A 24933-nucleotide genomic window follows, 5' to 3' on the forward strand; every position below is an offset into this window, starting at 1 on the left:
ATCTACATAGATAAGATGGCGCCACGCATGTATTTGGACGTGTTATCGACGGGAAGCGGCTATCGGCTCAGCATCGGGAACGTTGCCGTAGAGGTTGATGCTTCTCTACTGGAGTGGCTAGCCGTCGAGAACGTAGCAGTCAACGCGGGGATCGCCAATTACTGTAGCGCTTGTAACAATGTTAAACAGTCATTTTGTTATTTTAGCAGTTGATCATAAACGTTTGCGGTTTCCAACAACGAATGATTCTCTATGCGAAAGGACGGAAGAACGGTGACAAGGATAAGTAGAAAATTAGCAATTATGATTTTGATTATTCTTTTAACAATAGGCAGTATTCCGGGGAAGTTCGGCGCAGGCATTGGCGGTATATCGGCTGTTGCAGCGGCTGGTAACATATCCAGTCAAGACGGGATCGGATATAGTGGCTCCATTGCTGCGAATGAAGTGGCGGGGACCGCTTTTACGGGATACCAGGCCTGGCCCAGCGGATTTACAAAAGGATCCTCTGCCTTTGTTGGTGGCGTGTATGACGGTACGAGTATATGGATGATACCTTACAATGCCGACCAACTGATCAAGGTTAATCCGTCCACCGGGGAAATGACGGGATATAGCAATTGGCCCGCCGGCTTCACTAAGGGGAGCAATGCATTTGCTGGAGGCGTTTATGACGGAACGAACATATGGCTAATTCCATATAGTGCAAATCAGATCATCAAAGTTAACGCGACTACAGGTGAAATGACGGGGTATAGCAGTTGGCCGGGCGGATCGAGAGGCAACGATCAATTTATCGGAGGCGTTTTTGACGGAACCCATATATGGCTCACCCCCTATTCCGGCAGTCGTTTGATCAAGGTGGATGCAACGACTGGAGCCATGACTAGTTATAATAGTTGGCCAAGCGGGACAAGCCTTGGCAGCTATCCGTTTTATGGTTCTATTTTCGACGGAACCAGTATATGGCTGATTCCGAATGGTGCCGATCGTCTAATCAAGGTTGATCCGGCAACCGGGGAAATGACTGGATTCAACAATTGGCCCAGCGGGTTCACCAAAAGTGCAGATGCATTTTGTGGAGGCGTCTTCGATGGCACGAATATATGGATGATACCGAATAATGCCACTCATGTGGTAAAAATCAATGCGGCAACCGGAGTCATGACCGGATACAATGGATGGCCTAGCGGATTTACAAAAGGGAGCGGCAGCTTTGCAGGCGGCGTGTATGATGGTACGAATATATGGCTGGTGCCGCTGTCGGCTGACATGTTAATTAAGGTCAATGCCGCGACCGGGGAAATGACGGGATTCAACAATTGGCCTAGCGATTTTACGAAAGGCAGTAATGCGTTCATGGGTGGCGTTTATGATGGGGAAAATGTTTGGATGATTCCGTTTTTGGCCGACCGTCTTATTAAGTTCGGGGATAGCTCCGATTTGAGCAGACTGACGCTCAGCGAAGGTGCATTGTCGCCAGCATTCAGTGCAACGACAACGAGCTACACGGCAAGCGTAGGGAGTGAAGTGACGAGCATCGACGTAACGCCAACGACAGCGGATGTCGAGGCAACGGTGACGGTGAATGGCTTGTTCGTCACAAACGGTCAATCGCAAGCGACGGCGTTGAACGTTGGGGACAACACGGTAACGGTGGTGGTTACCTCAGGTAACGGCAACATGAAAACGTATACCGTCACGGTGACGCGGGCTGCGTCTGCGAACGCCGATCTGAGTGGACTTACGCTGAGTAGCGGTACATTGTCGCCAGCATTCCGTGCAGCGACAACGAGCTACACGGCAAGCGTCGGCAATGAAGTGACGAGCGTCGACATCACGCCGACGGCGGCGGACGCCGAAGCCAAGGTGACGGTGAACGGTTCGGCCGTCGCGAGCGGGCAAGCGAAAGCAATGGCGCTGAACGTTGGAGACAACACGATCACGGTTCAGGTCACCGCGCAAGACGGCATTACGAAGAGAAGCTACACCGTCACAGTAACGCGGGCGAACAACATCAATAACGGGAATAACAGCAACAGCGGTTGGACACAAAGTATAATCAACACGGACACGGACACGGACACGGACATGAATACAGATACGGATACGGATACGGCAATCTTGATCAACGGTAAAATGGTGAATGCTGGAACGATGACAATTTCACGAAGGAATGAGCAAACGGTCACTTCCATAACCGTCGATCTGAACAAGCTCGTTGAGATGCTGAAACTGGGTGGTGAACGCCCCGTTGTGACGATCCCGTTCAGTAACCATTCCGATGTTGTGATAGGTGAGTTAAACGGCCTTATGATTAAGACGATGGAAGAAAACCATGCGGATCTGGAAATCAAGTCGGAAAAAGCCAGCTACAGAATTTCGGCTCAGCAAATCAATATCGATGCCATTTTGCGACAGCTTGGGACGTCGGTGGAGCTTAAAGACATTAAAGTTCAGGTGGAAATAGCCTCATCCACTATGGAGAACGTAAAGTTCGTCGAAGATGCGGCGCGAAATTCAAACCTCACCCTTATCGTTCCGCCGCTTGATTTTACCGTGAGAGCCATCTATGGCAATCATCAGGTGGAAGTAGTAGAGTTTAGCGCTTTCATCGAACGTTCGATCGCTATACCGGAAAGCATCGATCCGAGCCGAATTACGACAGGCGTAGTTATCGATGCGAATGGAACGATTCGTCAAGTGCCTACAAGGGTTATTCAACAAGACGGCAAATATTTCGCGATTATCAATAGCTTAACGAACAGTACTTATTCGGTATTATGGAGCAATGTGGAATTTAGCGATGTTGCTCATCATTGGGGCAAGCAAGCGATTAACGACATGGGCTCGCGGATGATCGTGCAAGGCACGGGAGAGGGTTTCTTCAGCCCTGACAAACCGATTACTCGTGCCGAATTTGCGGCAATTGTCGTACGGGGACTGGGATTAAAGCCGGAAAACGACGCCACAGGCTTTGTGGATGTGAAAGCTTCGGATTGGTATAGCGACGCCGTTCGAACTGCGAAACGGTATCAATTAATCACCGGATTTGAAGACGGCAGCTTCCGACCGATGGAGATGATTACACGCGAGCAAGCAATGACGATCATTTCTAAGGCGATGACGCTTACCGGATTAAAGGATCAGCTGCCGGTTCAAGACGCAATTGTAACGCTTAAACCATTCGTGGATGGAGGACAGGTTGCCTTGTGGGCGCAAAGCGACGTAGCGGCTTGCATCCTGGCGGGAATCATCACAGGTAGAAGCGATGCTACTATTGCGGCGAAGGCAAGCGTCACAAGAGCGGAAGTAACGATCATGCTGCAACAATTGCTGAAGAAGTCTGATCTGATTTAAGGGGAGAATCAACACGAGGTCGTAGGATACATGACAATTGGTTAAATATACTAATTTGTCATATGACAATATTGATGACAGCAGTAACTATTTACTAAAATGATGTAATTATATAATAGATAGGTTACATACAAGATTGAGCTAGTAAGTTTACTATTTGTCAACTCTTATTCTTCCAAGGCCAGTATGTATACGCTTTTCAAGTATATGTGTAGACGGACAGATAGTTTTAAGTTAATTCATATCCAAGTGTGAAATTAATAATAGTCTATTGATGTTTTTTGATGAAATGGGGAGAAATAATGAAAGAAAGAATTCTAATTCTATTCATGACTATTGTTATTGTATTCACGATAATCACACCCGGGTTGGTACCAAGAGCTGAAGCGGTAGGGGGCACAGTTACAAAGTCCTATACAGCCACGATGGATACCATGGAATTAAACGGTCATATTCAGTTTGACGGCATTCATGATAATGATGGGGATGGTTTTCTTAGTATTGGCAGGAGTAACGACGAATTCGGGAATGTTCGGCAGAGGGCTGGCATAACGTTTGATTTGGGTGTGCCAGAAGGGAGTATTGTATCAGCAGAGTTGGTCTTGACTGTTGCTACTGTTATCAGAAATCCTAACCATACTTTGTATATGGAAGCCAGAGGATCTGCGGCGAATGATTTGAATTATGTAACCTTCCCCTCGTTAGATACGAATAGTCCTTATTCAGATAAATTCACTGCGAAAAGCACTGCGGAAGTGCCTATGGGTACTTATCTTCAGAATCAATCCATTACATTTAATGTGAAAAGTGCTATAGATGCTTTCACAGATATCTCAGATCGTAAAATCACCTTTATGCTCAATGGGAATGAGACAGATGCAGATAGCGGCTGGTTCTCCATTCATTCCTTGGAGACTTACGGGAATGTTGCATATCGTCCGAAGCTAGTCGTTACTTATGAGACTGGACCGGTTAATACCCCTCCTACGGGTTCTTTTACGATTATGGAGGGAGCAATGACAAGCACAAGCACAGTCAATTTATCCGTAACAGGATCAGATCCTGATGCAGGGGATAGCGTTACCCATATGAGATTTGCGAATAACGCTGCTAACTTATCAGCGGCATCTTGGCTGCCATTCAGCAATACAGCAACATTCAGTCTATCTGGAGGAGATGGGTCGAAGACCATCTATATGCAGTTGAGGGATTCCAACAATGGGATCTCAGCCAATTCTTCTCAAACCATTCTATTGGATCAGACTGCCCCAACAGGTACGCTGATTATTAATGAAGGTGCCTCATGGACCTATACGGATGGAAGCGGCTCAGGAGTTGAGCAGGCGCGTCTCTCTAATATTAACGGCAGTTGGCAGACCAGCTGGTTCAATATCGCTGACCTGAACGGGAGGTCATGGGTCCTTCCGGCTGGCGAGGGAGCTAAGACCGTATATGTACAATATAGAGATAAAGTCGGAAATTCGAACAGTTCTGTTATTAGCAGTACGATTACAGTTGATACAATAGCTCCTATTATTTCGAATGTAGTGAATAACAAAGCATATAACAGCACAGTTACGCCTCTATTTAACGAAGGCAGCGGATTGCTCAATGGGAACCCCTATTCCAGTGGTACAACTATCACGCAGGATGGAGCGTATACGCTGTTCGTTACTGATTCAGCAGGCAATGGTGCGATGGTGAGCTTCGACGTTACCTATCGTGCTGGGAGTAACGAACGGCGGAATATACAAAGCGAATGTAACAGTCACCTTCAACGAAGGGACAGCGACCTTAAACGGAGCAGCTTTTGTGAATAATACATCAGTAACACTAGATGGTGTGTATACTCTAGTCGTAACAGATGATGCAGGCAATAAAACAACGGTTAACTTCGAGATTGATAAGGTCGCACCTACAGTGACAGGGGTTGCGAACAATGGAAATTACAAAGAGGCTGTTAATGTAACCTTTAACGAAGGAACAGCAAAATTGAATGGTGCGGCGTTTGCCAGCGGGACGGATATTGATCAGGATGGCAGTTATACTCTCGTCGTAACGGATGCGGCAGGAAACGTAACTACCGTAAGCTTCAAGATTGACACAGTAGCTCCTACGGTTTCGGGCGTAACCGCTGGAGGAATATACAAAGCAAAGGTAACGCCGAGCTTCAACGAAGGAACGGCAACGTTGAACGGAGCTGCCTTTACCAGCGGTACGGATGTTGTACAGGATGGTATTTATACCCTGGTCGTAACGGATGCGGCAGGCAATGTGGCAACCGTTAGTTTTGAGATTGATAAGACAGCACCTAACGTGACAGGTGTAAGCAACGGTGGGTTTTATAACTCGGAAGTAACCGTTGGCTTCAACGAAGGAACAGCGACACTGAACGGGGCGGCCTTTGCTAAGGATACAGAGATTGATCAAGATGGAGCCTACACGCTTGTTGTCACAGATGCGGCAGGCAATGTAACAACAGTAAGCTTCATGATTGATACGGTAGCTCCAGTTGTGACGGGAGTAGCGGATGGCGGAGTTTACAAGATAAGTAAGACGTTAGACTTCAACGAAGGAACAGCAACGTTGAATGGAGCAGCCTTTACGAGTGGTACAGAAGTTACACAAGACGGTATCTATACGCTTGTTGTCACGGATCAGGCAGGTAATGTAACAACGGTAGGCTTCACGATTGATACGACCGCTCCCGTTGTCACTGGAGTTGCGAATAATGGAATATTCAAATCCAAGGTGACGGCAGAATTCAACGAAGGAACGGCGACGCTGAATGGAAATGTCTTTGTCAGCGGTATGGAGATCGTACTGGATGGGGATTACACGCTGGTTGTAACGGACACGGCAGGAAATGCAACAACCGTTAATTTTAAGATTGACAATGTGGCACCAATTGTTACGGGAGTAACGGAGGGCGGGATTTATAAGTCGGTAACTCCTGGATTCAACGAAGGAACAGCGAAGTTGAATGGAACTGCTTATATAAACGGTACAGAGATTGATCAGGATGGTGCGTACACGCTGGTTGTAACGGATGCAGCAGGCAATGCGACAACCATTCAATTCCAAATTGATGCAACTGCACCAACGGGTACGGTAATCATTCAGGCGGGTGCAGAATGGACGAATGTGGCGGACGTTACACTCACTCTGACTAGCAACGACGGAAACAATGGCAGCGGTATAGTGGAGATGCGCTTTTCTAGCAACGGAAGTGACTGGGGAAGCTGGGAACCATCAGCGGTAACAAGGGCTTGGAGTCTTGTAACGGGTGACGGCGAGAAGGCGGTATATGTACAGTTTAAAGACAAGGCTGGCAATGAGAGTGGAACAATCCATGACGTTATAAAGCTAGATCAAACGATTCCTACAGGAACAATCGTCATAAACAGTGGCGCAACCACGACAAACAGCAAGTCAGTGACCGTAACTTTGACTTCTTCAGATGGCGCAGGCAGCGGCGTTACAGAAATGCGTTTTTCCGAAGATAATCTAACATGGTTGAATTGGGAGAACGTATTGCCTGCGAAAAATTGGAGCTTTACGGGTAGCTCGGGATTAAAGAATCTTTATGTCCAATTCCGAGATGCTGCGGGTAATGTTAGTGTGGCAAACAAGGCTTCAATTACCTACCAAGAAAGCTATGGTTCTTACGGCGGCGCTTCAGGAAGTACGGGGAGCACAGATAACGCTTCTAGTCCTGATGTTGTCATTAGTACGGGGAGTAAGTCAGAGATAGCAGCTAAAGTTGATATCAAAATGGTAGAAGGAAAACAGGTAACAACAGTCTTATTGGAAGAAGCTCAACTTAATGGGATGCTGAATGAATCGGGCAACAAACCGGTTATTACCATTACGGTTCATAACAATTCCGATACCGTCAATTTGGAGATGGACGCTGCACTCCTGCAAAGCTTAGAGAACAACAATGCAATCATTCAAGTGTATACAGAAAGCGTTATATATACGCTTCCCTTAGCTCAAGTTAGCGTTAATAAATGGCGTAATCAATTAGGAGCCGATATCCCTCTGAAGGATATGAAGATCAAGGTAGAAGTGAGTAATCTGCCTACCTCGACATTTGTATTCAAGAATTCGGGTGATGGACAGGTTACACTTGTCGTCCCGCCGGTAAGTTTTTCTATAAAAGGGTTGCATGGGAACAAGGAAATAGAATTGAATCAATTCGATGCTTTTGTAGAAAGGCGCTTTGCAATACCCGCAGGGATAGATCCTGCACGTATTACGACGGGAGTAAAGCTAATGTCGGATGGTACGATTATTCATATCCCGACGAAGGTAATACGTGAAGGAGGGCGTGATTACGCAATCCTTAATAGTAGGACCAATAGCATTTATGGACTTATCTATAATCAAAAAACCTTTAATGATGTATCCAACCATTGGGCTCAAGAAAGTATCAATGACTTAGCATCAAGACTCGTCATTAATGGAGCAGACGAAAAGCGGTTTTTACCGGATGGCGAAATTACGCGCGCAGAGTTTACGGCTATTATTATTAGAGCATTAGGCTTAAGCTCAGCTAACAAGACGTTTCATTTCAAGGATGTAGCGGAGAAAGCATGGTATCATCAAGCAGTTCAGATCGGATATTCTTATGGGCTGGTCGATGGACATAGCGATGATTCCTTCAAACCTAATGAGAAGATTACTAGACAGGAAGCGATGGTGATTTTATCTAGGGCAATGAAGCTTGTGGAGCTGAATAAGGAGATAGACAATACGAAGCAGCAAGAATTAGTCAACCATTTCGCAGATAGCCAGCAATTGGCCTCTTGGGCTCGTCAAGCTGCAGCGTTAACCATTGAAATCGGCGTTATCGGCGGTTACAAAGGCAAACTGCGTCCTCTGCAAAATATTACGAGAGCAGAAACCGCGGCAATCATTCAGCGATTTCTTCAAAAAGCGGAGTTCATTTAATAAATAGGTAGATGATAAATGGCTACCACCTGCGAATGGAACGTGAACATGCAGTGGAGTTTATCGTAGATATTGCAAAAGGAATGCATTCGTTGGATACAATGGCTCATCTTTTAAAAGAACATTCTGTAGACAGATGATTCATAAGGCGTCTGCTCAGGTGGCATCAAATCTGGAACTACACCCGTAGAAGCACATGTGGCGTGATCCTCGGACAGGGGTTCAAATCCCCTCGCCTCCACCATGTAAATCCACAACCGCAAGTGGTTGTGGATTTTTGCTTTCCTCCATTTTCAGCTTCCGAATGAGCTCTAAGCCGAACCGAACCCGATTCCGGTCGGGTTATTGTTATGATACAATAAAAGAAACAAAATTGTTCGGAGGTGGCGAGATGCGTTGGGAAGAAGTGCAGGAGCGCTTTCCGAAAGAGTGGGTCGTTTTGGAAGCGACAAAGGCACACTCGAAGGAAGGACACCGTTATATTGAAGAAGTTGTCGTCATCGATACGTTTTCGGATTCGACAGAGGCGATGCGACGTTACGGTGAATTGCATCGGGAGCATCCTCATCGCGAATATTGCTTTTTTCATACATCTCGTCCCGAATTAGTTGCGCGGGAACGATATGTGGGAGTCCGGGGGCCTAGATGAACATTGTTCAGGAACATGGATTGCCTTTTGTGAGTGTTACAATTATTTTCAGAGGTAAAGAGTTAGAAATGAACAAGGTTCTGCTAGACACAGGATCGGCGAGTACGTTATTCAATGCTGATCTAGTACGAGAAATCGGTGTTGTTCCAGAAGAGAATGACGTCGTGGATACTATTCGAGGTGTAGGCGGAGTGGAATTCGTGTACACTAAAAGTATGGATGCCATTCACTTTGATGATCTGTCTATAGAGCAATTCCAAGTGGAAATTGGAAGTATGGACTATGGCATGGAGATTGACGGAATCATTGGCTTTGACTTTATGAAAGCGGCAGGACTTGTGATTGATACTCAATCCATGTTAGTCAGAGCGTGGGAACAGTTCTGAACACAAGTATGCTAAGCAACCTCCGCAAACAATAGAATCATCACGCAGCGGAGAATTGTGGTTTTGCACAGCACGGTTCGCCTCCACCGATATGTTCAAACCACAACCGCATGAGATTGTGGATTTTTGCTTTTCATCGACATTTAACTTCAGAATAAGCCCCACATACCACATTCTACCTATAGATAGTCCCCTACTCTTCATCGCTTCCGATGAACTTCTTCGAAGGCTATTATAATATTCTCGGAGTAAAAACGTTGGCATCTGATTGTAAGCCGTAGAAAAAACGCCGGAATCCCCTGTCGAACAGGGAATTCCGGCGTTTGAGTCTTACAGCTTTTCTTTTAAAAAAAGGAATCAGTGAGCCTGGCGAGGGTTCACCGCAATGTCGGTTTTGCCCTCCTGATCCTTCAGTTCAGCGAGCAGCTTATCGCCTTCGACGTCTAGGTTCGGAAGCATACGGTTTAGCCATTTCGGCAGCCACCAGGCTTTATCGCCGAAGACCGACATGACAGCAGGGACGAGCGCCATACGGATGACAAAGGCGTCGATAAGGATGCCGACAGCGAGCGCAAAACCGATTTGTTTGATCATAATATCATGAGCGAAAATAAAGCCGGCGAAGACTGACACCATAATCACGGCTGCGGCTACAACGACGCGGCTGGCCTGATCGTAGCCGTGAATGACACTCTCCGTTCCGTGATGCCCATGGACGTAAGACTCGCGCATGGAACTGACGAGGAACACCTGATAATCCATCGCCAGCCCGTAAAGAATGCCGGTAACCATAATCGGCATAAAGCTAAGCAGCGGACCGCCGGTGTCAAAGCCGAAGAGGGAGTGCAGCCATCCCCATTGGTATACGGCCGTGGTGACCCCGAACGTAGCGAGCACGCTGAGAAGAAAGCCGACCGTCGCTTTGATCGGAACGATGATGGAGCGAAATACGAGCAGTAAAATAATGAGTGAGAGAATGACGATAATGCCGACGTAGAGCGGGAACACCTCAGCCAACTTCGATGACATATCGATGTTAATCGCGGTAAATCCGGTAACGCCAATCGTGACATTATACGACTGCGCCATGCTGGAATCGGGAGCTCGAAGTTCTTGCACCAAATCTTTTGTCTCTGCGTCGGTTGGTCCTGTTTTCGGAATGAGACTGATAATGACCATATCGTTCGTTTTGTTTAAGCCCATAGGCGTTACGAGCGAGACGTTGTCATGCTTCTGGAGCTCCTGAACCAGTTGGCCAAGCGTCTCAGGCGTTAGGGTGTCCGAGGATCCTTGCGGCTCGGCGACCAGAAGCAGCGGGCCGTTGAAGCCCTCGCCGAAACCATCTGAAATCGCGTCGTAGCTTTGTCTTGTTGGGGTATCCAAGTTCGCCGTTGCGCCGGAAGGAATGCCCATTTCCATGTTTGCGACCGGGAGTGCAGCCGCTCCAAGGATGACTATGACGCCGACAATAATGAGCCAACGGGCTTTTGCAACTCCCGTTACCCAGCGTTGCGCGACCCTGTGACGGGTTTTATTCACAGAGTTGCTGCTCTTCATACGAGCTTTTGCCGAGCAGATGCGTTCACCTACCAGAGCGAGCAGAGCCGGCAGCAGGGTCAGAGCCACTAAGACATTGACAAGAACGGCTAAGGCAGCAACAAGCGCCATCGCAGATAAGAAGCCAATCCCGATGACCAGCATGCCGCATAAGGCAATAATGACGGTTAAGCCAGCAAAAAATACAGCGCTCCCGGCGGTGCCGACCGCTCTGCTCGCGGCTTCCCGAGCGCTAAGTCCCTGCTCAAGAATCATGCGGCGCTGACGGTTCACGATGAATAGCGAGTAGTCGATGCCGACGGCCAGCCCGACCATAAGTGCCAGAACAGGCGTGAGATCGGTCATATTAAACATACTCGAGAAGGCGTAAGCGCCTCCTACACTTATGCCAACGCCCATTAGAGCGGTCAGAAGCGGCAAGCCAGCGGCAACAACAGAACCGAGTGTCATGAAAAGCACAACGGCAGCGACGGCAATCCCGATTGCTTCAGTCGAACCAATGGAAGGCTTGCTCATAAGCGAGTCGCTTGGTAATGCCGTAATTCCGGTCTTCTCGACGGCTGTTACCGCTTCAATGACGGAACCAGGGACCGATTCGGGCAGCGACATTTGTTGAACGGTGAATTGGAATTGGAACAAGGCAACGCTGCCGTCAGATGCGAGCATCACGCCAGGTACCGGGACACCGTTAACCATCAGAGGGCCGTATGGAGGTCGTTCGCCAGTGGCTGCTGCCTGCGCGGCTTCGTTCCCTTGCGCGGCATCGGTCATCGAAGCTCCGGCTTGTGCAGCCATTTCGATGGGATTAATGATGTACTCAAGATTGTATACCTTATTAACAGCTTCGCTGATAGAGCTTAGACGATCCGCTGTGTCCAGGCGTTCGCCTTTAGGTGCCGTAAATACGATGCTGGCCTGTCCGCCAGAAGCCTCCGGCAGTTCTTTCGCCAATTGATCCAGCACCTTCTGCGATTCCGTGCCCTCGATTTTCATCTCGGAACTGACATGTATTCCGTTGACCCCAAGTAGCGTGAGCACAACCCCGAGGAGTACAATCCAACTGATAATGAAGGTCCACGGTTTGGTATAGGCCGACTTACCCAATTTGTACAAGAAGGTTGACATAAGATAAAGTTACTCCTTTGCATGAGTAATAACGAGAGGTAATGAACTAGAAGCCGCTGCGCAAATAGCTGAACATAGTGTCTAAATAGTGATCGAACGTAACAGTGACAGCGCCTTGGGGGTTAGCGGCTGATTGGTCGGGAAGGCGAACGTTAAGGCTGCCGTCAAGCAATGGCAGTACGGCTCCGTAAACAGCGCCCGTGAGCAGGTGGGTGTACCCCTCGGGATAACGTCCGCGGGATAGTTCATTTAACAGCTCCTGAGCGGATAGCTGCAAACCGTGAAGCGCGCTGAGGATGTAAGGCTCAAGCGAAGGGTGCTGCTTCGAAAGAGAGACGAGCTTGCGCAATTTCTGAAAATGCTCTGTCGTAAGCTGCATTTTCATCAATTGGTATAGGCAGTCGAGCGGGGAAGTGTCCTCGTTCAAGCCTTCGATCCAACTTTTGACTTCATCCGCTCCTTTAAAGATGACAGCCGCAGTCGCCACCGCTTCCTCCTTGCAGGAAAAGTGGTTCGCGAACGTTCTTCGGGAGTAACCGGCCCGCCGAACGACATCTTCGACGACGAAGCCGTCCAGTCCCTGTTCCAGAGCAAGAGCGAACGCTGCATCGGCAAGCGCATTCGCGGTTGCTTCCCTTTTGATATGGCGCAGGCTTTGTTTGTTCATTATGAGTCGCCTAAGCGTACACCTCTTTTCAAGTGGAATGGGTTTTTCCCTACCTATATATGCATATTTATATTATTGCCCATTGGGCAATCATGCACAATGGGCAGGTTGTTACGGATTTGTGGCGGGAGCAAAGAAGTCGTAAAGGCGCTATTCAACAAGTCGGTATATTAAACGTGCTGGAACGGTCCTTTTTTTATGCGGAACAAATGTGTGACTCCAAGCCAATTATTTTTCATTACTCTTCATATATTTATATTAATGTTATACTTAAAAATAGATGTACGGCTTGAATATCCATTGTTCGTATTACGCTTAGGAGGAAACTCTGAAGATGAACCCACAGTTATTACGAGATTTCCCGTTCTTCGAGCATCTTGATGATGAACATCTGGCTGATATTTCGAAATTATGCAGCAAGCGCAATTATATAAAAGGCGAGTCCATCTTTTTTGAAGGCGAAGAAGGAGATGAACTCTATCTGGTTATATCTGGCGTTATTCAAATCTATCAAGATAACCACTCCAGGGATGTGATCTTCTCTATTTTTAGAGAAGGCGATTTCTTCGGTGAGATGGCTTTGCTGCAAAATGAACGAGTACGCTCTGCTTCTGCAAGGACAATCGAGAAGTCCACCTTATGCATTTTGAAAAAACGCGATTTCATTCCCTTATTAAAAAGCAAGCCTGAAATACTGATCGGCATTTTGGAAACAACCTTAGATCGTCTGCGTGATGCCAATAAATTAATAACGGACTTGACCATTCTCGACGTGCGCACACGCATTATTCGCATGTTGCTGCGACTGGCAGAACAACATGGAGTGCCGTCTGCTGAAGGTGTTTTAATCAATTTGAAACTAACACATCAGCACTTGGCAGATATGACGGGAACGGCGCGCGAGACAGTGACAAAATCATTGATCGAATTACAAAACGAGCAGTTGATACGCATTGATCAGAAGAAAATAATCGTGTGTAACACGGATACACTTAGAAATATACTCGACGCAATTAGACCATAATGCCGGTAAACCTGCACAGCTAAGGTTCGCCTCCACCAATATCATGAGAAAAGCGACCATGTTAGGTCGCTTTTTGCGTTTTCGATTCAATGCGGGTAGTAAAACCGCAACGGTGTGGTTGCTGGGATTTTGAGGACTCTGTCGATGGAAGAAATATGAAAATTGCCTAGTATCTAAAACTAATCTATAATAGTAGGCTAATTAATATACGCGGCTTAGGAGGAAACAATGGGATTTATTAAAGATCAACTAGACGGATATGGCATGAGTGAACAAACCATTGGTTATCTTTCGAATATAATTATGGTTGTATGGATAGCTGTGGTGTGCATACTGGCAAATTTCATAACCAAAAAAATCGTGCTGAAGACGATTATTCATATCGTTCATAACAACCGGTATACGTGGGACAATATCATTGTGGAGAAAAAAGTGTTCCACAAGCTGTCTCATCTCGTACCAGCGATCATTATCTACTATTCTGCGTCCATCTTTCCGGCATATCAAACCTTGATTGAAAAAGCCGCATTAACTTATTTGATTATCGTGACCATCACGGCGCTTAATGCGTTGTTCAACGCTTTCGAGGCTATTTATCGCTCGTTTGAGGTCTCTAAGATCAGGCCGATCAAGGGATACATTCAGGTTGCCAAGATCGTTCTATTTATCATCGGCGGCATTGTGGTGATCTCGAATCTCATCGGTCAGAACCCGTTGATTATTCTCAGCGGACTAGGTGCATTGTCGGCCGTTCTGATGCTCGTGTTTAAGGATTCAATCCTGGGCCTGGTGGCAGGTGTTCAATTATCTTCAAATGATATGGTGCACGTAGGCGACTGGATTGAAATGCCCAAATATAATGCCGACGGTGACGTGATCGACATTACATTGAATACGGTAAAGGTCATGAATTTCGATAAAACGATCACCATGATTCCCAGCTATGCCCTCATTTCAGATTCGTTTAAAAATTGGAGAGGGATGCAAGCATCCGGCGGCAGAAGGATTAAGCGAAGCGTCTATATAGATACGAACAGCATCTCTTTTTGTACGGAGAAAATGATTGAGGAATTTCAGAAGATTCACTACCTTACCGAATATATCACGACAAGAGTAGATGAAATCAACGCGTACAACATGGAACGTCAAATTAATACGGAAATCAAAGTGAATGGGAGACAACTTACGAACATTGGCGTATTCAGAATGTATATCCATCAATATCTCAGGAATCATCCGAAAATTCATAAGGATATGACGCTGATTGTAAGGCAGTTAGCGCCGGGAGATAACGGGCTGCCCTTGGAAATCTACGCTTTCAGCAATGATACCAACTGGGGGGTATATGAATCGATCCAGGCGGACATCTTTGATCACATTTTTGCAGTAGCGCCGACATTTGGACTTCGTGCCTTCCAAAATCCAACGGGCCATGATATTACCCGTTTAAAAGAAAGCACTGAATATGTGCCGGAATATTGAGGTCAACTAAACACGGATATCGGATACGAGCGTCAGCGCCCGGCTCTGGCATGCAGGCATAAAACGAAAACAATGGCGGTACAGAGCGAATCTCTGTACCGCCATTCATTCTATATAATAGTGATTATTTCTGAGATACGGACTGGAACCATTCATTGACTTCCTTCGTTACTTGTTCACCGCCGTTTTTCTTCCAGCTGGCAACGAATTCGTCGAAGGTGTCCACAGGCAATTTGCCATAAATGATTTTATTGAAGGTTTCCAGCTCAGATTGACGCAGCAGGTTCCACTTCTCAATCATGGTAGGCGTTGCAGCGCCTGTGAAGTAGTTTTGCTTGCGAATGTCGATTTGGGACATGACGACCTTCGCGGCATACCAGTTCTCAGGTTTGCGGAATTGCGCCTGCTGCTTCTCGTAAGGAGTTACCGCTTTTTCTCCGTTCGCCAGCTTGACCAGTGTAGTCATATAGAGGTTCGGAATTCGGGCAGGACCTGTGATGTACGGGAATTTGTCAAAGAAATCTTTAATCTTATCTTTATCGCTTGTAGGCGCGCCATCTACCATGTCCCAGTCATAGCCTTGAGCGAAGCCGTATTCGTACTTGCTGCCTGCCGCCGGATTAGCCAGGTTATCAAGCAAATAATTGTAATAGAGAATAAGGGCTTCGGGATGCTTCGCGTCCTTATTGATCATAAAGGAGCTGTTAACGCCCGAGTTTTGCCATTTCGTACCGCTTAATCCATCTGGTCCCGCAGGTACAGGATAGGCTTTATATTGCGAGCCCGGCACGTTTTTCAACAGGTCTGGAGCCGGCCAGTCCGGAACCCAGTTTGCGCCCGGCAGGATGCCCGCACTTCCTTTGGTCCATAGTTCCGCGGATTTCCCTTCGTCCCACAGCGCAGAATCGGGATGAATGTAACCCTTCTCCATCCATTCCTGCAGCTTGGTTAACGCTTGCTTGGCTCCCGGATTCACAGAACCGTATTCCAGATTGCCATTCGCATCTTTATTCCACTGTTCTTGCACGGAGCCATAGGCGCCGAACAGCCAGTCAAGAGAGCCCATCCACGTGTTTGTATTGCTTTTCAACGAAATAGCAAGCGGATAGACGTCCTTGGGAGCCAGTCCGTCAGGATTCTGGTTCTTGAATTTGTCCATAATGTTTTCTAGATCGGCTACCGTTTTGGGAGCTTCCAGCTTAAGCTTCGTCATCCAGTCTTCGCGAAGCCACAGCACGGTATCATCGTTGTCCGTATACTCCATGATCGGCAGGTTCCATTTCTTCCCGTCCTTGGTAAACGGGTACCACAGCTCAGGATTCTGAGCGGCATGGTCCTTCCACGTTTGATTCGCGTATTTCTCGAACAGCTCATCGATCGGAAGGAAATTTCCAGAATCGATAAGCTGGTTTGTCAATACGGAATCGGTAGGCACCATGACGAAGTCTGGCAGCTTCTCGCCGGACGTAAGTGCAAGCTGGAGCTGCTGCTTGTATTGATCAGCACCCGCCGGATACCACGTGTTCTTATGCTTAAGACCCAGCGTCTCGAGCATCCAACGGTCGTGAACGTTATTTTCCTTCGTTTCACCCTTGGTATATTCCCTTGGCATAATAACGGTGCTGATCTCAATCGGCGGATCGTATTTGCCTTTATCGAAAGCAAGATCAGCTTCGGATTTCGTTGGCGAGTCCGATGCCCCTGCAGGGCTTTCCGTGTTCGGGCTAGCCGCCTTATTCCCTTCATCGTTTGCCTTGCTGCAAGCTGACACAATAAGCATCAAGACGATGAGCGGCAGCCATATTTTCATCATTCTACTCATTTTGATTATCCCCCTGCGATGTAAGATGAGTTCTAGTGTTACTTTATCAATTGGCCCAGGAGGTCATCTATATGAATTTATCAGTTTCCATAGGACTCTGTTATGTTGTTAATGTTCTTCCCTAAATTCTTGCGGTGTCGATCCAAACTGCCGCTTAAACACCTTGATGAAGTAAGCCGGATCCAAATAGCCGATCTCGGTGCTGATCTCATAGACCTTCTTGTCGGTCGTCTTCAGCTTGTGGCAGGCGGTCTCCATCCGAAGACGGAAGACGAAATCGCTTACGCCTTCCCCGGTCTCATATTTATACAGCTTGGAGAGATGGGTGGGATGAAGACTTACATGATCGGCGAGCGCCCGCAGCGAGACGTCGAGATGCAGGTTCGACTCTACGAATCGCTGGATTTTCTTAACGTACACGGAGCGAATATCCTTGACGTCCTCGGATGCCCGTTCCTGCAGCTTGCCCAGTGCGCCAAAGGACCAGCTCCGAAGCTTGCCGATGGAAGCGAACGCCTCTCCGGTTTGAAGAAGCTGGAAGTCCTGCTCTAGCAGTCCCTCAAGCGTATGTCCATTGCGATGGCAATAATACGTATAGGAGGATGCGATCATATACCCCGCCTCCAGGCAATGCTCCCAGGAATCCGACCACTTCGCTTCGAGCTCTGCGAACACCTGATTCAGTTTCTCTTCCGCGGACTCCCAGCGTCCGGCCTCGAGCAAATTTTTCAATCCCGGAGGGGCGTGGACGGTGTCCAGCACCCCGTAGGACACATGGTTATCCAAGTCGCTGGCGCGCATGACGAATTCCCGTTCATCTCCGACGATTTGCCTGAAGTGAGCGAGCGCATGGCGATACCGGTCGGATAGCCTGTCCGGGAAAGGGAAGGACTCCGACATGACAATGGATAGGGAGCCTTTCAAGAACTGCTTTACTTTGGATTGAAGCTGCATCGCAGATTTCTCCAGGTTCATTTCATTCCCGGAGCTCTGTCCATCCTTAACTTGCAGCAAAATAGCCAGATAACCATGATCGTCCTTGACGCCCCATACGTAGGCCACATCGCCAAAAATCTCTTCGGCCATATTAATAATGGCGTACTCCAAGAGATGCTGTCCATTGTTACGGTATTGCTCGAACTCATCTTCCATACGGACGAGCATGAGCGCACAGCTCCCGAAGCGGAAGGGCAGGTCATAGTTCTCGAGCTTGCGCTTCCATTCGTCATGAGGAAGCCGCTCTCCCCGCAAAGCGCTTTGCAGCAGCTGGCCGCGCAGCAGCGGGAGATTTTCCCGGAGTATACTCCCCATTCGCTCGTAAGAGGTGACGTGCTCCCATTCTGTCTGCAACTGGTCAATGGCGGACTTCACTGCACCGAGCAATTCGGTGTCCGTTGGCGGTTTAAGCAAATAGTCGACGGCCTGATTCCGGAGCGCTTCCTTCGTATATTCATAATCCGAATAACCCGATAGAATGATGCATTTGATCTTCTTGTCGCGCTCGCGGATTTTTTCGATCAGCTCTATACCCGTCATCTCCGGCATAAGGACATCGGAAATGACGATGTCAATGGGGTAGGTATCGAGTATGTCCAGCGCCGCTTGTGCGGAATACGCTTTGTGAACGTGTTCGATGCCCAGCGTATGCCAAGGCTTGGTCGTGGATAAGTTGTCTACCCAGTGGGCTTCGTCATCAACGATGATCATTTGCATGTGAGGATTCTCCTTCATGATGGGAATGTTGGTTCTGAATAGGTGATGGCGGAAGTTCCCAGATGATTGCTGTCTGAAAGCCTCCGAGATCGGATTGTGAAAAAATAAGCTGCGATTTATCACCGAATTGATGGATGAGCCGCTGATTCGTATTCCAGAAGCCATATCCGGTATCGTCCTGCAGCGGCTGCTTCATGGTGCGGTTAAGCAGATCCAGCTGCTCCTCGGTCATTCCCGGACCATCGTCATCGACATAGAGCTTGCAGAACCCTTCAGTCATGACGCCTTTAATTCGGATTTCTCCGGAGGAATAGGATTTTCCAACCCCGTGAATAACCGCGTTCTCGATAATAGGCTGAAGCAGCAGCCGCGGAACCTGCTGATGGAGCATTTCGTCTGGAATGTCGATATGGTAATGAATCCGGCCGTTGCGAAGCTTCTGAATATCCAAGTAATTGATGATCAATTGAATTTCTTCGTTCAAAGACGCCGTCGGCCGCTCCAGGCGTGTCATGTACCGATAATAAGCGCTTAAATTGTGACCCATCGAAACAACAGCCTCTTCATCCTTCATTTGAGCCATATTAATCATATAACCGATACAGTTGTACAGGAAATGGGGATTAATCTGAGCCTGCAATTGCTTTAAGGTCGCTTCTCTTGCCCGGAGCTTCTCGTTCAGTACATTCTCGATGAGGCTTTGGATTTGCTGCGACATATCATTGAACCGGTAGAATAAGAAGGCAAACTCGTTGTTTACGTTAGAGCTGATCCGTACCGAGAAGTCTCCCCGCTGCACGCTCTGCAGACCATGAATAAGCTTGCGGATCGGAATCTGAACGTTTCGATACAGCAGCACGGACGAGGAGATGCCAACCACGAGGAGCAATGCCATCGCTACATAAAACAAATTACGGCTAGAGGAGATGGGCCCCAATATTTGATCGAGCGGTACAATGTCTACCAGATACCATCCCAATGAAAGCGATTTCACTGCACTGATCAGATAACGCTGGTTATCGATTTCAACATCTTCCTGCATCGTATTCTCCCAGCTTCTTGCATCGAGAAATTGCACGAGCTTATTTGTAAGCTCCGTATCGGCGCTGCGGTTCAGGATCGGCGCTTCACCCTCCTGATAGAATATCGGATCGCCTTGTCCCCCGGCCTTATAGGTGTCCAGCATGTTCTGTATGTTCTCTTGCCGAAAGCTTGATTTTACAACTAAATTGCTGCCTCTAAGCGTATCCTGCTGTCCGAAGGAATCGCTATAAAACCAATGAAATGCTTTCGGAAGCTGCTGTGCGTCCTCTTGCCCGTCACCGTATGTCCACTTGCCCGTTACATTCTTTTTCAAATAGTCCTCGTCATAGTTCACCATGATGTCCGCATTGGAAATGGCCTCTTTGTTCTGTTGTGAGTAGACGGTGAACTCGACCGGCCATATATTCATAACACCGGATTGCAGCCTCATCTTCTCCTGAATGATGTATCTCGTCTGCATCCGGTCATAACGGTCATCCCAGATGTTTAATCCGTTGAATTTGCGAACGTTCGGGTCACGCGAGAATGTCACCACAAAATCCATCGTCTGATTAACCCGCGAATCGATCTGGCTGGAGAGAAAGGAAAGCTGTTTAATATTCGAAGCCTTGAGCTCTTTATTAATGACATTCGAAGAGACTCCGTTGGAGTAGGTGAAGAAGATAATGACCGGAATGAAGAGAATGATGATCAGCCCGTTCGTTTTCGCAAACAAGCTCATCCTGGAACCTATGCTTCTCCTGAAAATGTTGATGCCTCTGCCTGACTTCATACGTCATCCCTCCGATAAGTACCATGACAAAACCCTATCGATCCTAATAATGTCTTATAGTTTCTGGATCATGCGCGCTGATAATATATATAGCAGGGCTTCGCCTCATATACAAATGGGATTTTATAGAAGGGGAGAATACGATGGACCAGATGATGACTTCAGATCCCAACATCAAGGCTGCACGAATAGCCAATAAGCAAAAAGGAAACAGAGTGCCGTGGGTGCTGCATCTTATGGTGCTGCCGGCTGCATTGTTCGTTTTCGTTTTTTCCTATATACCGATGTCCGGTATTGTGATGGCCTTTCAGGATTATAAGGCTGCACTGGGAATTACCGGCTCTCCGTTCGTCGGGTTGAAGCATTTTCGATACATGTTTGAAAATGACTACTTTATGAAAATCACCTGGAATACGGTGCTGTTCGCTTGTTCCAAGATCGTTCTCAATTTAATCATTCCGTTTGGCTTCGCTTTGTTATTAAACGAAGTCCGCAATATGGGGTTTAAGCGGTCGATCCAGACGCTCGTCTACCTGCCGCACTTTCTATCGTGGGTCACCCTTGGGGGAATATTGATCGACTTGCTCGCGCAAACCGGCATTATCAATTTGTTCTTGACGAACGTGTTTGGTATAAAACCGATCTTCTTCTTAGGCGACGGCACCTGGTTCCGGCTGACGATTATTTTCAGCGATGTTTGGAAGGAATTCGGCTTTAACACGATTATCTTCCTTGCCGCGCTTGCCGGAATCAATCCGGCCCTGTATGAGGCGGCTGAAGTCGACGGCGCAAGCCGCTTGAAGCAAACGATGCATATCACCATTCCTTCGCTCATTCCGATTCTGATCGTCGTTGCGACGCTGGCACTTGGCAATGTGCTGAATGCGAACTTCGACCAAGTATTCAATCTCTATAGCCCGATGATCTATCAACAAGGGGATATTATCGATACCTTCGTCTATCGGGAAGGCCTGCTAAGCGGGCAATTCAGCTTCGCAACGGCTGTCAGCTTGTTCAAATCCATGATCAGCTTAATCCTAATCGTCGTATCCTACCGCCTCGCCTACAAATTTGCTGGATATCGTATTTTCTAGCACGAATAGATCGGATCAGCTGACTGGAAAGGGTGACTGCTCGTGTATCATAAAACAATGCCTTATCGCATATTTAGTGTGTTCAACTATTTCTTGCTGGCCATCATCTCTATCGGGTGCTTGCTGCCGCTGTACCACTTGCTGATGGTTTCCTTCAGCGATACATCTGCTGCCAACGCAGGGCTCGTTACATTTTGGCCCATCGGCTTTACACTCGATGCATACGTCAAAACCTTCGATAATGCCAACTTTATTACATCGCTCTGGGTATCCGTCAAGCGAACCATTCTTGGAACGGCGCTTGCTCTGGCGGTAAACTCCGCGGCGGCCTATGCGCTTTCCAAGGATAACCGTGTGTTTCGCGGAAGGAACATCTACCTGTGGTATTTTGTCATTACGATGCTGTTCAATGCAGGCCTCATTCCAAGCTATATTCTTATACTAAAGCTCGGTTTGCTCAATAATCTGCTTGCCTTGATTCTCCCGGGCCTTGTCTCGGTCTATAATTTGATTCTGCTCTTGAATTTCTTTCGCACCGTCCCCAAGGAGCTGGAGGAAGCCACCTTTATAGACGGTGCCGGACATTTCCGAAGTTTTATCTCCATCTATCTGCCCATCTCGCTGCCGGCCCTTGCAACGATCGCCTTGTTCACGATGGTGGGACACTGGAATTCCTATTTCGACGGTCTTATCTATATGAAGGGAGTGGAGAATCTCCCGCTTGCCAGCTTCATGCAGACGCTTATCGTCCAAGGAAGCACAACGGGCTTCGATCCTGCCGTTATCGCCAATATGTCGCAGCGAACGCTCCGGGCCTCTCAGATTTTCATCGGCGCTCTCCCGATCCTGATCGTATATCCGTTTCTGCAGCGTTTCTTTGTCAAAGGCATTGTCATCGGCGCTGTAAAGGAGTAGGGGCTTGTAGACACCGACCGTATTAAACAAGCTGGTGCCGGTACTGAACCGGAGCCGGCTTGTTTAATTTTCTTTGTGGACGACGGTTGTTATCAAGATCTATGTAAGCCGCTTTTCAGGTCGGGAGAGGATGAAGTCGAATTGGCAGCTAATTGAATGTAAACCCGCTCATTGAGCGGGTTTTTGCTTTGCAGCGAAAATGTGTCGGTTCGTGCATTGTGATGCCGGACGCTTTTGCCGGATTTTCTGAATAGAATATACGAGGAATTCCATTCCAAGGGGGCTGCAGCATGAAAAAAGAACTTCATGAGCCGGAGCGCGATTTCTTTCCGATCCAAGATTATGATTATATTGAATATTATGTTGGAAATGCAAAGCAGACGAGTTATTTCCTTAGCAGGGCTTTCGGATTTCAAGTTGTCGCTTATGCAGGGCTGGAAACCGGACAGCGTGATAAAGTTTCCTATGTGATGGAACAGAGGAAGACCCGGTTCGTCGTTACCGGTTCTCTTCGAGAAGATCATCCGATCAGCGAATTTGTGAAGAAGCATGGCGATGGGGTGAAAGACATTGCGCTTCGTGTGGAGGATGTTGAAAAGGCCTACATGGAGGCGGTTGCGAGAGGGGCTATCCCAATCCAAGAGCCTCAGGGTTTAACCGATGAGAACGGCACGCTGAAGAAAGCGATTATCGGAACTTACGGCGATACGGTGCATACGCTTGTTGAACGAAAAGATTATAACGGCGTGTTTATGCCTGGCTACCAGCCGGTCAATCATGCGGTGCCTGATGAGGAAACGGGCCTGATCGGGATCGATCATGTTGTCGGGAACGTGAAGGAGATGGAAGAGTGGGTCGCCTATTATGAGAACGTCATGGGCTTTACGCAAATGATGCATTTTGACGATAAGGACATCAGCACGGAGTACTCGGCGCTCATGTCGAAAGTGATGCATAACGGCGGCAGAATCAAGTTTCCTCTCAACGAGCCTGCAACCGGCAAACGCAAATCGCAGATTGAAGAGTACCTGGATTACTATAATGGCGCGGGCGTTCAGCATGTTGCGATTCTGACGAACGATATTGTGGCTACGGTAAAAAAACTTCATGACAATGGCGTGCAATTCCTGAATACCCCTGATGCCTACTATGACGTTCTTTCCGAGCGGGTAGGCGCCATTGATGAAGATATCCAGAAGCTCCGCGCAAATAAAATTCTGGTGGACCGCGATGAAGATGGCTATTTGCTGCAAATTTTCACCAAGCCTATCGTCGACCGTCCTACCCTCTTCTTTGAGATCATTCAACGCAAAGGATCCAGAGGATTCGGCGAAGGCAACTTCAAAGCCTTGTTTGAATCGATCGAAAGAGAACAAGCTCGCAGAGGGAATCTTTAATCGGGGAGGCGCTAAGATGTATCCCAGCGTACGGTTTTTCATGGAGAGGCTCATCGATTACGCAGGGCTGTTCCCTCCGGCCGAGCTGCCCCTTGGAGCGGCAATCCAAAATTACAATCGATACGGCCGTGATCAAGACAGTTGGATGTTAGGCCGATTCATTGTTCCTGTCTCGCGCCTCGGTGAGTTAGCATCCTACAAGTCTATGTTTTCGGAAGATCATCCTTTGATGCTGTCGGTCGTTGGGAATCGAAGCTGCGGCGATAAGGAATGTTTGGGGCTGCTGACAGGGAGTTTGGACCGGATCCAGACATTCAGGAATCAATTTCAAGAAGCGGTCGAAATCGATACGCTCGAATTGCCGCTGCCGCCGATTCCGATTGAGGCCCCTCTTCTAGATGCGGTCGGAATGGGAGCATCCGGAGCCGGATTGCGGACATTCTGCGAACTGACGTATGCGCTTGATCCGCACTGGGAACCAAATATGCTCGAGGCCCTTGATAAGATCGCGGCGCACAACTCTGTCAGCGAGGCGAAGATTGGCATGAAGCTAAGAGCCGGCGGCGTTACAGCCGATGCTTTCCCGGCTCCAGGCCAGATCGCGCTTGTCCTGAAAGCGTGCAGAGACAGAAATATCCCGATGAAATTTACAGCAGGGCTGCATCATCCCGTCCGCATGTACCGTCATGAAGTGAACGCGAAGATGCATGGGTTTCTCAACGTCTTTTTTGCAGGAATGCTGGCTTACGCTCATAAGCTTGATAATAAGAGCATTGCGGAAATTATTGAAGATGAGAATCCGGACAATTTCAACTTTACAGGTGATGGCATACGCTGGAGGAACCTCACCGTGACATCTGCAGAAGTTCAGGCTTATCGTGCTTGCGCATTAAGCGCCTACGGGAGCTGCAGCTTCGACGAACCGCGTGATGAGATACGGGAGCTTCATAAACTGGATCAGAGGAGTTAA

General features: G+C 47.8%; 16 protein-coding genes. 11 read left to right on the plus strand and 5 right to left on the minus strand.

What is annotated here, in order from left to right:
• The first annotated feature begins 309 nt into the window (after nt 1-309).
• The 5 genes from NNL21_RS26390 to NNL21_RS26410 all read left to right on the plus strand — a co-directional run bounded on the left by NNL21_RS26390 (nt 310) and on the right by NNL21_RS26410 (nt 9351).
• A complete protein-coding gene (locus NNL21_RS26390) occupies nt 310-3360 on the plus strand; it encodes a cadherin-like beta sandwich domain-containing protein (RefSeq protein WP_256555489.1) in 3051 nt (1016 codons plus the stop codon).
• 302 nt (nt 3361-3662) lie between these two features.
• Complete coding sequence (locus tag NNL21_RS26395) at nt 3663-5180, plus strand: hypothetical protein (RefSeq protein WP_204821404.1); 1518 nt, start codon at nt 3663-3665, stop codon at nt 5178-5180.
• Nucleotides 5173-8316: an S-layer homology domain-containing protein gene (locus NNL21_RS36630; RefSeq protein ID WP_204821403.1), complete on the plus strand. Its 3144-nt coding sequence runs from the start codon at nt 5173-5175 to the stop codon at nt 8314-8316. Before NNL21_RS26395 ends, NNL21_RS36630 begins: the two co-directional genes overlap by 8 nt.
• Before the next feature lie 391 nt (nt 8317-8707).
• Entirely contained in the window at nt 8708-8965 is a 258-nt protein-coding gene (locus NNL21_RS26405) for a hypothetical protein (protein WP_204821402.1), read from the plus strand.
• Nucleotides 8962-9351: a retropepsin-like aspartic protease gene (locus tag NNL21_RS26410; protein WP_204821401.1), complete on the plus strand. Its 390-nt coding sequence runs from the start codon at nt 8962-8964 to the stop codon at nt 9349-9351. Before NNL21_RS26405 ends, NNL21_RS26410 begins: the two co-directional genes overlap by 4 nt.
• Nucleotides 9352-9708: 357 nt before the next feature.
• On the opposite strand, the gene NNL21_RS26415 is transcribed toward NNL21_RS26410, so the two are convergent.
• Together NNL21_RS26415 and NNL21_RS26420 are read right to left on the minus strand one after the other, a co-directional pair.
• On the minus strand, nt 9709-12033 hold the full coding sequence (locus tag NNL21_RS26415; protein ID WP_204821400.1) for an MMPL family transporter: 2325 nt from the start codon (nt 12031-12033) through the stop codon (nt 9709-9711).
• 46 nt (nt 12034-12079) lie between these two features.
• On the minus strand, nt 12080-12700 hold the full coding sequence (locus tag NNL21_RS26420; RefSeq protein ID WP_204821399.1) for a TetR/AcrR family transcriptional regulator: 621 nt from the start codon (nt 12698-12700) through the stop codon (nt 12080-12082).
• Nucleotides 12701-13034: 334 nt separating this feature from the next.
• Here NNL21_RS26420 and NNL21_RS26425 point away from each other — a divergent pair, with 334 nt between their 5' ends.
• Together NNL21_RS26425 and NNL21_RS26430 are read left to right on the plus strand one after the other, a co-directional pair.
• Nucleotides 13035-13724, plus strand: a complete 690-nt coding sequence (locus NNL21_RS26425) for a Crp/Fnr family transcriptional regulator (RefSeq protein WP_204821398.1) — start codon at nt 13035-13037, stop codon at nt 13722-13724.
• A 228-nt stretch (nt 13725-13952) separates the two neighbouring features.
• Nucleotides 13953-15206 (plus strand): mechanosensitive ion channel family protein, encoded by a 1254-nt coding sequence (locus NNL21_RS26430; RefSeq protein WP_204821397.1) that lies wholly within the window; start codon nt 13953-13955, stop codon nt 15204-15206.
• Between the two features lie 124 nt (nt 15207-15330).
• Here NNL21_RS26430 and NNL21_RS26435 read toward each other — a convergent pair whose 3' ends face one another.
• The 3 genes from NNL21_RS26435 to NNL21_RS26445 form a co-directional block, all read right to left on the minus strand.
• Nucleotides 15331-17028: a type 2 periplasmic-binding domain-containing protein gene (locus NNL21_RS26435; protein WP_204821396.1), complete on the minus strand. Its 1698-nt coding sequence runs from the start codon at nt 17026-17028 to the stop codon at nt 15331-15333.
• 108 nt (nt 17029-17136) lie between these two features.
• A complete protein-coding gene (locus tag NNL21_RS26440; protein ID WP_204821395.1) occupies nt 17137-18741 on the minus strand; it encodes a response regulator transcription factor in 1605 nt (534 codons plus the stop codon).
• Complete coding sequence (locus tag NNL21_RS26445) at nt 18722-20557, minus strand: sensor histidine kinase (protein WP_204821394.1); 1836 nt, start codon at nt 20555-20557, stop codon at nt 18722-18724. Before NNL21_RS26445 ends, NNL21_RS26440 begins: the two co-directional genes overlap by 20 nt.
• A gap of 152 nt (nt 20558-20709) precedes the next feature.
• Here NNL21_RS26445 and NNL21_RS26450 point away from each other — a divergent pair, with 152 nt between their 5' ends.
• The 4 genes from NNL21_RS26450 to NNL21_RS26465 all read left to right on the plus strand — a co-directional run bounded on the left by NNL21_RS26450 (nt 20710) and on the right by NNL21_RS26465 (nt 24933).
• Entirely contained in the window at nt 20710-21651 is a 942-nt protein-coding gene (locus NNL21_RS26450; protein WP_373567601.1) for an ABC transporter permease, read from the plus strand.
• 42 nt (nt 21652-21693) lie between these two features.
• Nucleotides 21694-22566, plus strand: coding sequence for a carbohydrate ABC transporter permease (locus NNL21_RS26455; RefSeq protein ID WP_204821392.1), 873 nt, complete (start codon nt 21694-21696; stop codon nt 22564-22566).
• Nucleotides 22567-22856: 290 nt separating this feature from the next.
• A complete protein-coding gene (gene hppD, locus NNL21_RS26460) occupies nt 22857-23963 on the plus strand; it encodes a 4-hydroxyphenylpyruvate dioxygenase (RefSeq protein WP_204821391.1) in 1107 nt (368 codons plus the stop codon).
• Nucleotides 23964-23979: 16 nt separating this feature from the next.
• On the plus strand, nt 23980-24933 hold the full coding sequence (locus NNL21_RS26465; RefSeq protein WP_204821390.1) for a hypothetical protein: 954 nt from the start codon (nt 23980-23982) through the stop codon (nt 24931-24933).

The organism is Paenibacillus mendelii, from assembly GCF_024498075.1.
GTDB classification, from domain to species: domain Bacteria; phylum Bacillota; class Bacilli; order Paenibacillales; family Paenibacillaceae; genus Paenibacillus_Z; species Paenibacillus_Z mendelii.

Excerpts from the sequence above, each read along its gene's own strand:
- NNL21_RS26395 (WP_204821404.1), top strand. The coding sequence starts at position 3,663 with ATGAAAGAAAGAATTCTAATTCTATTCATGACTATTGTTATTGTATTC.
- NNL21_RS26405 (WP_204821402.1), top strand. The coding sequence starts at position 8,708 with ATGCGTTGGGAAGAAGTGCAGGAGCGCTTTCCGAAAGAGTGGGTCGTT.
- NNL21_RS26410 (WP_204821401.1), top strand. The coding sequence starts at position 8,962 with ATGAACATTGTTCAGGAACATGGATTGCCTTTTGTGAGTGTTACAATT.
- NNL21_RS26415 (WP_204821400.1), bottom strand. The coding sequence starts at position 12,033 with ATGTCAACCTTCTTGTACAAATTGGGTAAGTCGGCCTATACCAAACCG.
- NNL21_RS26420 (WP_204821399.1), bottom strand. The coding sequence starts at position 12,700 with ATGAACAAACAAAGCCTGCGCCATATCAAAAGGGAAGCAACCGCGAAT.
- NNL21_RS26425 (WP_204821398.1), top strand. The coding sequence starts at position 13,035 with ATGAACCCACAGTTATTACGAGATTTCCCGTTCTTCGAGCATCTTGAT.
- NNL21_RS26430 (WP_204821397.1), top strand. The coding sequence starts at position 13,953 with ATGGGATTTATTAAAGATCAACTAGACGGATATGGCATGAGTGAACAA.
- NNL21_RS26435 (WP_204821396.1), bottom strand. The coding sequence starts at position 17,028 with ATGAGTAGAATGATGAAAATATGGCTGCCGCTCATCGTCTTGATGCTT.
- NNL21_RS26440 (WP_204821395.1), bottom strand. The coding sequence starts at position 18,741 with ATGCAAATGATCATCGTTGATGACGAAGCCCACTGGGTAGACAACTTA.
- NNL21_RS26445 (WP_204821394.1), bottom strand. The coding sequence starts at position 20,557 with ATGAAGTCAGGCAGAGGCATCAACATTTTCAGGAGAAGCATAGGTTCC.
- NNL21_RS26450 (WP_373567601.1), top strand. The coding sequence starts at position 20,710 with ATGATGACTTCAGATCCCAACATCAAGGCTGCACGAATAGCCAATAAG.
- hppD (WP_204821391.1), top strand. The coding sequence starts at position 22,857 with ATGAAAAAAGAACTTCATGAGCCGGAGCGCGATTTCTTTCCGATCCAA.
- NNL21_RS26465 (WP_204821390.1), top strand. The coding sequence starts at position 23,980 with ATGTATCCCAGCGTACGGTTTTTCATGGAGAGGCTCATCGATTACGCA.